We start from the raw sequence: 11,209 nt of genomic DNA, 5'->3' as shown, positions 1-11,209 counted from the left end.
TAGGGGTGAAGTCTTTCCAGATTGGGGTTCATTGAATCTCGTCCAGCATTTTACAGAGGTCCTGTTGCAGGGCCTGGCACACGCCCGGGTCGCGCAGGGGTTCGCCCTGTTCGTCGGTGATGAAGAACACGTCTTCAACCCGTTCTCCCAGCGTGGCAATCTTGGCGTTGGTCAGCCGCACCCGGTGCTCCAGCAACACCTGGCCAATCCGCGCCAGCAGACCGGGGCGGTCCGGCGTAATCAGTTCCATCACCGTGCGCTGATTGATGGTGTCGTTGGAGAAGGTCACCTCGGTCGGAAACGCAAAGTGTTTCAACTGCCTTGGCGTTCTGCGATGGATGATGTCCGGATAGTCTTCCGGGTCGTCCAGTTCTTCAATCAGGCGCTTGCGTACACGCTCCTTTCGGGCCGGGTCGATGCCCAGCGGCTGGCCCTTGTCATCCAGAACCACATAGGAGCTGATGGAATAGGGGCCTTCGGTGGAATTGATGCGGGCATCCACAATGTTCAGGTTCAACTGCTCCAGAACAGCGGTGGTGGCGGCAAACAGGGCGACGCGATCTTTCATGTAGATGATGATCTGGGAATAGCCGTCAGTCGGGCCACCCCGGGTGTCCCGGATCAGTACCAGAGGATCCGGGTTGTCGCCGTGGCGAATGATGGCGGCTGTTTGCCAGGCGATATCGACAGTGGAATCCTGCAGGAAGTATTCGTCGTCCACGGTATTCCAGATCTGGTCGATCTGTTCGTCGGTCATGTTCTGGGCGTGGAGGATTTCCCTGGCTTCCTCCTGGGTGGCCCGGATCCAGGACTGCCGGTCTACCGGATTGTCAGTGCCGCGGCGCAGAGCCCGTTTGGTTTCTATATAAAGCTGGCGCAACAACGACGCGCGCCAGGTGTTCCACAGTTTGGGATTGGTGGCACTGATATCGCAAACCGTGAGGATGTAGAGATAGTCCAGGTGGGCGAGGCTGGGTACCGCGCGGGCAAAGGCCTGAATGATGTCCGGGTCGGAAATATCCTTGCGCTGCGCGGTCATCGACATTAGCAGGTGGTTTTCCACCAGCCAAGACACCAGCTGGGTGTCCCGTTCACTGAGATGGTGCCGCTCGCAAAAGGCTTCGGCATCAATGGCGCCAAGCTCGGAATGGTCGCCGCCCCGGCCTTTTGCCACGTCGTGGTAGAGGCCGGCAATAAACAGGGTTTCCAGTTTCGGCAGCCGGTGGATCAGACGGGAGGCCAGGGGGTATTCGGTTCGGGCCTCGGTGCTGTTGAGCCTCACCATATTACGGATCACCCGCATGGTGTGGGCGTCTACCGTATAGATATGGAAAAGGTCGTGTTGCATCTGCCCGATGATCTGGCCGAACTCCGGCAGGTAGCGGCCCAGCACGTTGTACTTCTTCATGGCCGACAGAGTCTGGTCCAGGGCATGGGGCGTGCGTAGCAGCTCCATAAACAGCGTAGTGACGGCCAGGTCAGACCGGAACGCGTCATCAATCAGATGCCTGTGGGCCCGGAGTGAGCGAATCGTGGTGGCCCGGATACCTTTGATCTCCGGGTGTTGCGCCATCAGCACGAAGATTTCCATGATCGCGTACGGGGCGTAGGCGAACACCTGATTGTTCACCGCTTCAATGTAAAGGTTGCGAACCTGGAAACGTTTGTTCAGGGGGCGAATTTCATCTTCGCCGCCGCTGCCAATGATGGCTTCGTCATAATACTGCAGGATCACGTCGGCCAGCTCCGCCAGTGCAAGCACAGTGCGGTAGTACTGCTGCATCATCAGTTCCACACCCAGGCGTTTGCCTTCGTCCTGGTACCCGAGCATTTGCGCCAGCGCTCGCTGGTGGTCAAACAGCAGGCGATTTTCGTTGCGGTCGGCCAGTAATTGAAGACCAAAGCGGAGCTGCCAGAGGAAGGTCTCTCCCTGATACAGAATCTGATGCTCTTCTTCGGTCAGGATGCTGAAGCGGGTGAGGTCGGCAATATTCTGCAGGCCGAAATGGCGTTTGGTGATCCAGCCGATGGTCTGGATATCTCGAAGGGCGCCCGGTGAGCCTTTGACGTTGGGCTCCAGGTTATATTCGGTGTCGCCGTATTTCTTGTGGCGCTGCTGCTGCTCTTCCCGTTTGGCGAGGAAGTAGTCCCGGTCCGAACTGACGTCGTCTGAATACACCTGCTCACTGAGTTGGGCTCGCAATCCATCCGGGCCTGCGATGGTGCGTGTTTCCAGCAGGTTGGTCAGGATAGTGATATCTTCCCGGGCGGCCTGAATGGATTCCGCCAGGCTGCGAACGCTGTGGCCAATATCGAGTTTCAGATCCCAGAGCAGGGTAACAAACGCGCCCAGGTCTTCCTGCCAGTCTTCTTCTATGCCGTTGCGGGTAAGAATCAGCAGGTCAATATCGGAATGGGGGTGCAGCTCGCCTCGGCCATAACCCCCGACGGCCACCAGCGCAATGTCAGCGGAGCGGGAAAATGGGTACCGGTTCCAGATCAGTCGGAGTACCTTGTCGATGGTGTTGGCCCTGGCATGAACCAGGGCCCGGACATCGGCGCCTTGCCGAAATGCCTCGGCATCAGCGTTGTAGCTTTCCCGCAACAGTTCGCGTGCGGCAAACACCGGTGAGGTGTCGTTACTGATGCGGGATTCCAGCTCGCTTCGGTCCACTTAGAACGACTCTTCCGATCGGCGGGTGAGCACCTCATAGCCATCGGAGGTTACCAGAATGGTGTGCTCCCACTGTGCCGACAGTTTGTGATCCTTGGTGACTACTGTCCAGCCATCTGCCAGTAACTTGGTCTGGTATTTGCCCTGGTTGATCATCGGCTCGATGGTAAAGGTCATGCCTTCTTTGAGTTCCATGCCGGTGCCGGGCTTGCCGTAGTGCATTACCTGGGGCTCCTCGTGAAACACTTTGCCAATGCCGTGGCCGCAATAGTCTCTGACAACGGAGTAACGGTGTTTCTCGGCATACTGCTGTATTACGTGGCCAATATCACCCAGACGGGTTCCGGGTTTCACCAGTTCAATGCCTTTATATAGGCACTCCTGGGTGATCTGGATCAGGCGTTCGGTGCCGGGCTTGGGCTTACCCACAATCCACATCTTGCTGGTGTCGCCGTGGTAACTGTCTTTGATGATAGTGACATCAATATTGATGATGTCGCCTTCCTTCAGCACCTTCTTCTCGGACGGGATGCCGTGACAGATTACGTGGTTGACAGATGTGCAGATAGACTTGGGGAAGCCCTTGTAGTTCAGGGGCGCGGGAATTGCCTGCTGTGTGTTGACGATATAGTCGTGCGCAATACGATCCAGCTCTTCCGTGGTGATGCCGGGTTTGACATGTTCGTCGAGCATTTCCAGAACTTCGGCAGCCAGGCGACCGGCCACGCGCATCTTTTCAATCTCTTCGGGGGTCTTGATAGTTACCTGCATCGGGCTTCCTGTTGATTTGTATCAAACCGGCATTTTAAGGGGCGGCGACATAAGGTACAAGGCGGGGAGCAGGCTATGCTGGCCATAGTCCGGGGCTAAAAATAATGGCGTTTGGCCTGGCAGATATGGTATAAACGCGCCCGCCGGAAACGAATCCGGCAAATTCACACACGTGTCAGCACGTTGTCCCAGGGTGCCGGCTCCTGTTTAAAGGAGGCTGGTTGGGGCAATCGGACGCGTGGAGGACTAACCCGAAGCTAAAAGGTAAATATCATGGCTCAGGTAAATATGCGTGACCTGCTCAAGGCAGGTGCTCACTTCGGTCACCAGACTCGCTACTGGAACCCGAAAATGTCGAAGTTCATCTTCGGCGCCCGTAACAAGATTCATATCATCAACCTGGAGCAGACTGTTCCGGCCATGAATGAAGCGCTGAACTTCATTCAGTCTCTGGCTGAGAACAAGAACAAGATCCTGTTTGTTGGTACCAAGCGCGCGGCTTCCAAGATCATCAAGGAAGAAGCTCAGCGTTCCGGTCAGCCTTACGTTAACCACCGCTGGTTGGGTGGTATGCTGACCAACTACAAGACCATCCGTCAGTCTATCCGTCGCTACCGTGATCTGGAAGCCCAGAGCCAGGACGGTACTTTCGACAAGCTGACCAAGAAAGAAGCTCTTGAGCGTACCCGTGAGATGGATAAGCTCGAGCGCTCCATCGGTGGTATCAAGGATATGGGTGGCCTGCCGGATGCCCTGTTCGTTATCGACGTAGACCACGAGCGTATCGCCATCAAGGAAGCCAATAAGCTGGGTATTCCTGTTATCGGTGTTGTTGATACCAACAGCGATCCCGATGGTGTTGATTACGTGATCCCGGGTAACGATGACGCCATCCGTGCTATCCAGATCTACGTGAAAGCCGTTGCCGATACCTGTCTGGAAGCTTCCCAGTCTGCCGGCGCTGGCGCTGACGAGTTTGTTGAAGTCAGCGAAGATGCTGCAGGCGCTGCTCCGGCCGCCGAGTAACATCCAGGCTTAACGTTTGAGTTGTAAGGTATGCCCGCCTGTTTATGCGGGTATACCTCCCCACCGAATTCGGAAAAGACAAGAGGATTGAACATGGCTGCAATTACCGCTGCAATGGTCAAAGAGCTGCGTGAGCGTACTGGCCTTGGCATGATGGAGTGCAAAAAAGCACTGGTTGAAGCTGAAGGCAATGTTGAAACTGCGATTGAAGAGCTGCGCAAGTCTTCCGGTCTGAAAGCCGCCAAGAAGGCCGGCCGTACTGCCGCTGAAGGCGTGTCTCTGGTCAAGGTGTCTGACGACAACACCGTGGCCTTCATTCTGGAAGTGAACTCCGAAACTGACTTCGTTGCTCGCGACGACAACTTCATGAACTTTGCCAACGACGTTCTGAATGTTGCCTTCGAGAAGGGCGAAACTGACGTTGCCAAGCTGATGGAAGGCGACCTGGAAGCCAAGCGTGAGGCTCTGGTTCAGAAGATCGGTGAAAACATCACCGTTCGTCGCATCATCAAGGTTGAAGGCCCGGTTGTGGGTGGTTACGTGCACAGCAACAACAAGATCGCTTCCGTTGTTGCCCTGACTGCAGGTGACGAAGAGCTGGCTCGCGACATTGCCATGCACGTTGCTGCTGTTAACCCGCGCGTTGGCAAGCCTGACGACATGCCGGCTGAAGAGCTGGAAAAAGAGAAAGAGATCATCAAGGCCCAGCCGGATATGGAAGGCAAGCCTGCCGAGATCGTTGAGAAGATGATGGGTGGCCGCATCAAGAAGTTCCTGGCTGAAAACAGCCTGGTTGAGCAGCCGTTCGTCAAGAATCCGGACCAGAAAGTGGGTGACCTGATCAAGTCGGCCGGTGGCGACCTGGTTGGTTTCATTCGCCTGGAAGTGGGTGAAGGCATCGAGAAAGAAGAAGTGGATTTTGCTGCTGAAGTGGCTGCTGCCGCTGGCACAGGCAAGGCCTGATTCCTCTTCGAGGCACTGCCGTGCAACATGGTAGTGCCACCTGAGTCTGCCACGTCAGCCGGGTTCGCCCGGCTTTCGTGGCGGGCTTGTATCTGAGATACCCCTTTTTTGAGGAGTATGTCAGATACAAGCCTGCAACGGGTTTGCGCCGGATAGCCAACAGACGAGAAGGGGACCACCATGCCGACATCTTCGAAAAACCAGCCCAGATACAAGCGTGTTCTGCTCAAGCTCAGTGGCGAAGCCCTGATGGGAGAGCACGATTTCGGTATTGATCCCAAAGTTCTTGATCGTATGGCCCTGGAAATTGGTGCCCTTATTGGCATTGGTGTTCAAGTGGGGCTGGTCATTGGCGGTGGCAACCTGTTTCGCGGAGCAGCCCTCAATGCGGCAGGCCTTGATCGCGTGACCGGAGACCACATGGGGATGCTGGCCACGGTCATGAACGGCCTGGCCATGCGTGATGCGCTGGAGCGTTCGAACATCCGTACCCGCGTGATGTCTGCTATCCCCATGAGCGGCATTGTCGAGCATTATGACCGTCGCCGTGCGGTGCGGGATCTTAAGGAAGGTGACGTGGTCATCTTCAGCGCGGGTACCGGCAACCCGTTCTTCACCACGGACTCCGCGGCCTGTCTGCGTGGCATTGAAATTGAAGCTGACGCTGTTCTGAAGGCAACCAAGGTAGATGGCGTTTACTCGGCCGATCCCCATCTTGATCCTACCGCAGTAAAATACGACCACCTGACCTATGATGAGGTTCTGGACAAGAAACTGGGCGTGATGGATCTCACGGCCATCTGCCTGGCGCGGGATCACGGTATGCCGCTTCGGGTCTTCGACATGAACCGCCCCGGTGTGCTGACGCGCATTGTGACCGGGGAACGGGAAGGCACATTGATTGAATGAATAAGGCTGCCGGCGCCTGAAGTGCCGGCTTCCTGCATGGAACCAGACGAACGAATTGAGGAAGCTGACGTGATTAACGACATCAAAGCTGAAGCCGAAAAGAAAATGAAAAAGAGCCTGGAAGCTCTGCATTCGGCTTTCAATAAAATCCGTACCGGACGTGCCCATCCGGCGATCCTGGACAGCGTAATGGTGAACTACTACGGTCAGGAAACACCGCTGAAGCAGGTGGCCAGCGTGAACGTGGAAGACAACCGGACGCTGACGGTTGCGCCCTGGGAAAAGAATCTGGTGCCCACGATTGAGAAAGCGATTATGACGTCTGACCTTGGCCTGAATCCGGCCACCAGTGGCGACATCATCCGCGTGCCCATGCCGATGCTGACTGAAGAGACCCGTAAAGAAATGGTCAAGCAGGCAAAGGCTGATGCGGAGCATGGTCGGGTGTCTATTCGTAACGCTCGTCGCGATGCCAATCACATGATCAAAGAGCTGGTTAAGGAAAAGGAAATCAGCGAAGACGATCAGCACCGTGGCGAAGATGAAATTCAGAAGCTCACCGACAAATACATCGCCGAAGTTGAAAAGATGTTGAAGTCGAAGGAAGAGGACCTGATGGCGGTTTAAGCGCCCGGGTTCATTCAGGAGCAGGATCAGCGGCGGGGGAGTCCCGCCGCACAGAGGATTTCATGACGGCAAAAGTTACCGCAGAAATTCCGGTGGCAGCAGATAACTGCCCCCGGCATGTCGCCATTATCATGGATGGCAATAACCGCTGGGCCAAAGCGCACCGGCTTAAGGGAGTGGCGGGCCACAAGGCCGGGGTGGATGCGGTCAAGGCGGTGGTGGAAACCTGCGCCAAAGAGGGCGTGGAGGTATTGACCCTGTTTGCCTTTTCCAGCGAGAACTGGCGCCGGCCCAAGGACGAAGTATCAGCTCTTATGCGTCTGTTCCTGATCGCATTGGAGCGGGAAGTCCGCAAACTGCATCGCAACAACATCCGCCTACGGATTATCGGTGATCGTTCAGCCTTCAATCCGGCGCTCCAGGAGCATATGGAGAAAGCCGAGGCGCTGACCCGTGACAATACCCGAATGACGCTGGTGATTGCGGCCAATTACGGTGGCCACTGGGACATCACCCAGGCGACCCGCAAGGTAGCGGAGCAGGTGCGGATGGGCCAACTGGAACCGTCAGATATCACCGATGACCTGATCCAGGAACACCTGAGCATCGGTGATCTGCCCATGCCCGATCTTCTTATCCGGACGGCGGGTGAACAACGCATCAGCAATTTCATGTTGTGGCACCTGGCCTACACCGAATTCTACTTTTCCGAGGTGTTCTGGCCGGATTTCAAGCGCGAGCAAATGCTCAGGGCGCTTGATGCCTATGCCCATCGACAGCGCCGTTTCGGTCAGACCGACGACCAGATTGCTGCTCGCGCTGCACAACAATAACGACCAAGCGACCAATACCGTGCTTAAAACCCGAATCATTACCGCACTCATCCTGGCGCCGATTGCAATCGGTGGTATTTTTTTCCTTCCGCCTCTGGGGTTCGCCCTGTTTACCGGCGCCATCATCACGTTAGGGGCCTGGGAATGGGCCAATATGTCCGGAATCGAAAGCCAGCCCGGACGCGTCGGGTATGCACTGGTTATGGCGGCACTTCTCTATGCCCTGGGGGGCCTGCCAGCACTGTTGGTGCTTTGGCTGGCGATTGCCTGGTGGCTGGTTTGTTTCTGGCTGGTCAGACGGTATCCCGCCGGATCCGAACGCTGGGGCGCTATCCCGGTCAGGGCGCTGATGGGGTTCATGGTACTGGTGCCCGCGTGGGTGGGCCTGAATCACCTTCGCAATGGCGGCTTCCAGTTTGGCGACGTGGCCAACAATCTGGTCGTTATTCTGTATATTTTTCTGGTGGTGTGGGTGGCTGATATCGGCGCCTATTTTGCCGGCCGCGCCTTTGGTAAAGCCAAGCTGGCGCCTCGCGTCAGTCCCGGCAAATCCTGGGCTGGCGTATGGGGAGGATTGGCTGCAGTGGCCTTACTCGCCATTGTGGCCAGCCTTCTGGCCAACGCAGGTGTCGCGGAAGCCATGCTGCTGGTGGTGGCAAGTCTGGTGACCGGTTTTGTCTCGGTTCTTGGCGATTTACTTGAAAGCATGCTGAAGCGCTTTCGAGGCATCAAGGACAGCAGTCAGCTGCTGCCCGGGCATGGCGGCATTATGGATCGTATCGACAGCCTCACCGCGGCCATTCCGGTATTTGCCCTGATGATTACTCTGTTGGGCTGGTTGACCGCCGGCCAGGTCGTGGCATGACGAAACGCTCGATTACGGTTCTCGGCGCAACGGGCTCCATTGGCTTGAGTACCCTGGATGTTATTCGCAGGCATCCAGACCGTTTTTCAGTGTATGCCCTGACCGCAGGAACCCGGGCGGATGAATTGGCAACCCTGTGCCGTGAATTTCGACCGGCCGTTGCGGTGATGGCCGATGCAGAAGCTGCTGAACGCCTGAAGGCGCTGTTGGCGGATATGCCCGAGACCCGCGTGCTGGCGGGAGAAGCGGGGCTCTGTGAGGTGGCGGCTTCGGCGGAGTCGGACACCGTGATGGCTGCCATTGTCGGCGCTGCCGGCCTGGCGCCAACGCTGGCCGCAGTCCGGGCCGGCAAACGCGTTCTTCTCGCCAACAAAGAAGCGTTGGTGATGTCCGGCAAACTGTTTATGGACGCGGTTGAGCGCCACGGGGCCGAGCTGCTGCCCATTGACTCCGAGCATAATGCCATTTTTCAGTGTATGCCGGCGGACAAGGTGCGAGACCCTCATGGCGCGGGTATTACCCGTATCCTTCTGACCGCCTCCGGCGGACCTTTCCGGGAGTCTGCGGCTGAGGACCTGCGGGCGGTGACGCCGGCCCAGGCCTGCGCCCATCCTAACTGGTCAATGGGCCAGAAGATTTCTGTGGACTCTGCAACCCTGATGAACAAGGGCCTGGAGTTGATTGAAGCCTGCTGGCTGTTCAATACCACGCCGGCAAACGTGCAGGTTCATGTCCACCCCGAAAGCATCATTCACTCCATGGTTGAATATGCCGACGGCTCGGTGCTTGCCCAGTTGGGAAGCCCGGATATGCGTACACCCATTGCCAATGGCCTGGCCTGGCCTGAGCGTATTGAGGCTGGTGTTGCGCCCCTGGATTTGTTCGCCATTGGCCGTTTTCACTTTGAGCGCCCGGATTTGCAGCGTTTCCCCTGTTTGCGCCTTGCGGCCGAAGCCTTTGCTGCCGGCGGTACAGCGCCAGCGGTACTCAATGCGGCGAACGAGGTTGCAGTGGCGGCGTTTCTGGAAGGCCGGCTGTGCTTTGCCGATATCCCCGTTATTATAGAGCGAACCCTGACGGCCACAGAAGTTGTGCCGGCGGACAGCTTTGACACTATTTTCGCGAAAGATGCCGAGGCTCGCCGCCGGGCCAGGGAACAGATCAGCCTGCTGGCTGTCTGACGTCCCTGGGCCTGACAGGCCGCTCATTCAGCCATAAACCGGAACGTCTATGCAGATCATTCAAACCGTACTGGCACTGGCGCTTACCCTCGGAATTCTGGTAACGCTGCACGAATACGGCCATTTCTGGGTGGCACGCCGATTCGGTGTGAAGGTGCTTCGTTTTTCAGTGGGGTTCGGCAAGCCTCTGTTTTCGTGGTATGACCGTCACGGAACCGAATATGCGGTAGCGGCTATCCCCCTGGGGGGATACGTGAAAATGCTGGATGAGCGGGAAGGCCCGGTACCGGAAGAGCTACGTGATCAGGCGTTTACCTCGAAACCTCCTTCCCAGCGCATCGCCATTGCGGCTGCCGGCCCAATTGCCAATTTTCTGTTCGCGATTCTCGCTTACTGGGTGTTGAGTGTTGTTGGCGTTACCACCGTCGCTCCGGTGGTTGGCGAGGTGGCCCAGGGCAGCGTTGCGGAACGGGCAGGGCTGGAAAGCGGGATGGAAATCCATACCGTTGACGGCCATAGGGTGACCTCCTGGCGAGACGTCAACATGCGGCTGCTCGAGAGGGCGGGGGAGTACGGTCAGGTTTCGCTGGAGATTTCCCGGGATGGTTCCAGGGGCACTGTGGCGGGTCCATTGGACGGCTGGCGCCTGAGTGATGATACTCCGAACCCGCTGGCGGAGTTCGGGATATCCCCCTGGCGGCCGGATGTGCCCGCGGTGCTGGGTGAGGTGACTGCCGATGGTCGGGCAAATGCGGCCGGGCTGCAAGGCGGTGACCGCATATTGGCTGTTGATGGCGAGCCGGTACCGGACTGGTTCGCTCTGGTGGAGCATATTCGGAATGCCCCGGAACAGACTCTGGAACTGACCATCGAGCGCTCTGGCGATGAATTGAATGTACCGGTAACACCGGCATCGAGAACCCTTGAAGATGGTCAGGTGATTGGTTTCGTCGGTGCCGGCGTAAGTGCAGTGAGCTGGCCCGATGATCTGTTGCGGGAGGTCCGCTATGGGCCTTTGGCTGCCATACCCAATGCGGTGAACGAAACCTGGGCCGACACACGTCTGACCCTGGTGGCGATTAAAAAGATGGTCACCGGGCTGTTGTCGCCGACCAACCTCAGTGGTCCTATCACCATTGCCCGGGTTGCCGAGGCGAGTGTCAGCTCGGGATTCGAAGACTTCGTACGCTTTCTGGCGTACCTGAGTGTCAGTCTTGGCGTACTTAACCTGCTGCCTGTTCCGGTTCTGGATGGCGGTCATATCGTGTACTACACCATCGAAGCCATTCGGCGGAAACCACTTTCCGAGCAGGCTCAGGCCTTCGGATTACGAATTGGTATGGCTTTGATACTGACTTTA

The 11,209-nt window shown here is 57.2% G+C and carries 10 protein-coding genes; 8 read left to right on the top strand and 2 right to left on the bottom strand.

The genetic code is table 11. The annotated features are described in order from the left end of the window. Window positions 1-28 precede the first annotated feature (28 nt). Entirely contained in the window at window positions 29-2,674 is a 2,646-nt protein-coding gene (locus tag B3Y70_RS07790; RefSeq protein WP_153741594.1) for a [protein-PII] uridylyltransferase, read from the bottom strand. Then, a complete protein-coding gene (map, locus tag B3Y70_RS07785) occupies window positions 2,675-3,445 on the bottom strand; it encodes a type I methionyl aminopeptidase (RefSeq protein WP_153741593.1) in 771 nt (256 codons plus the stop codon). A gap of 273 nt (window positions 3,446-3,718) precedes the next feature. Here map and rpsB point away from each other — a divergent pair, with 273 nt between their 5' ends. The 8 genes from rpsB to rseP form a co-directional block, all read left to right on the top strand. Beyond that, the gene (rpsB, locus tag B3Y70_RS07780) at window positions 3,719-4,471 is read left to right on the top strand and encodes a 30S ribosomal protein S2 (protein ID WP_011786007.1); all 753 of its coding nucleotides are present in this window, start codon (window positions 3,719-3,721) and stop codon (window positions 4,469-4,471) included. A 93-nt stretch (window positions 4,472-4,564) separates the two neighbouring features. Continuing rightward, on the top strand, window positions 4,565-5,434 hold the full coding sequence (gene tsf / locus B3Y70_RS07775) for a translation elongation factor Ts (RefSeq protein WP_153741592.1): 870 nt from the start codon (window positions 4,565-4,567) through the stop codon (window positions 5,432-5,434). Between the two features lie 180 nt (window positions 5,435-5,614). Next, window positions 5,615-6,343, top strand: coding sequence for a UMP kinase (gene pyrH, locus B3Y70_RS07770; protein WP_011786005.1), 729 nt, complete (start codon window positions 5,615-5,617; stop codon window positions 6,341-6,343). A 69-nt stretch (window positions 6,344-6,412) separates the two neighbouring features. Then, entirely contained in the window at window positions 6,413-6,970 is a 558-nt protein-coding gene (gene frr, locus B3Y70_RS07765; RefSeq protein ID WP_031210096.1) for a ribosome recycling factor, read from the top strand. A 62-nt stretch (window positions 6,971-7,032) separates the two neighbouring features. Next, window positions 7,033-7,803, top strand: coding sequence for a polyprenyl diphosphate synthase (gene uppS, locus B3Y70_RS07760; protein ID WP_153741591.1), 771 nt, complete (start codon window positions 7,033-7,035; stop codon window positions 7,801-7,803). 19 nt (window positions 7,804-7,822) lie between these two features. After that, window positions 7,823-8,668 (top strand): phosphatidate cytidylyltransferase, encoded by an 846-nt coding sequence (locus tag B3Y70_RS07755; protein WP_199452013.1) that lies wholly within the window; start codon window positions 7,823-7,825, stop codon window positions 8,666-8,668. After that, window positions 8,665-9,849: a 1-deoxy-D-xylulose-5-phosphate reductoisomerase gene (gene ispC / locus B3Y70_RS07750; RefSeq protein ID WP_286895792.1), complete on the top strand. Its 1,185-nt coding sequence runs from the start codon at window positions 8,665-8,667 to the stop codon at window positions 9,847-9,849. The genes B3Y70_RS07755 and ispC overlap by 4 nt, the downstream gene beginning before the upstream one ends. 49 nt (window positions 9,850-9,898) lie before the next feature. Further along, window positions 9,899-11,209: RIP metalloprotease RseP (gene rseP, locus B3Y70_RS07745; RefSeq protein WP_288589554.1), on the top strand; the 1,311-nt coding region annotated here is incomplete at its 3' end.

This window comes from Marinobacter sp. UBA5687 (genome assembly GCF_002420325.1).
Lineage (GTDB): Bacteria > Pseudomonadota > Gammaproteobacteria > Pseudomonadales > Oleiphilaceae > Marinobacter > Marinobacter nauticus.
Note: the sequence above shows the minus strand (reverse complement) of the source record. Positions and strands in the feature narration are given on the sequence as shown.

What these genes read in the sequence shown, in the direction of transcription:
- rpsB (WP_011786007.1), top strand. Translation starts at nt 3,719, where the DNA reads ATGGCTCAGGTAAATATGCGTGACCTGCTCAAGGCAGGTGCTCACTTC.
- uppS (WP_153741591.1), top strand. Translation starts at nt 7,033, where the DNA reads ATGACGGCAAAAGTTACCGCAGAAATTCCGGTGGCAGCAGATAACTGC.
- tsf (WP_153741592.1), top strand. Translation starts at nt 4,565, where the DNA reads ATGGCTGCAATTACCGCTGCAATGGTCAAAGAGCTGCGTGAGCGTACT.
- map (WP_153741593.1), bottom strand. Translation starts at nt 3,445, where the DNA reads ATGCAGGTAACTATCAAGACCCCCGAAGAGATTGAAAAGATGCGCGTG.
- ispC (WP_286895792.1), top strand. Translation starts at nt 8,665, where the DNA reads ATGACGAAACGCTCGATTACGGTTCTCGGCGCAACGGGCTCCATTGGC.
- pyrH (WP_011786005.1), top strand. Translation starts at nt 5,615, where the DNA reads ATGCCGACATCTTCGAAAAACCAGCCCAGATACAAGCGTGTTCTGCTC.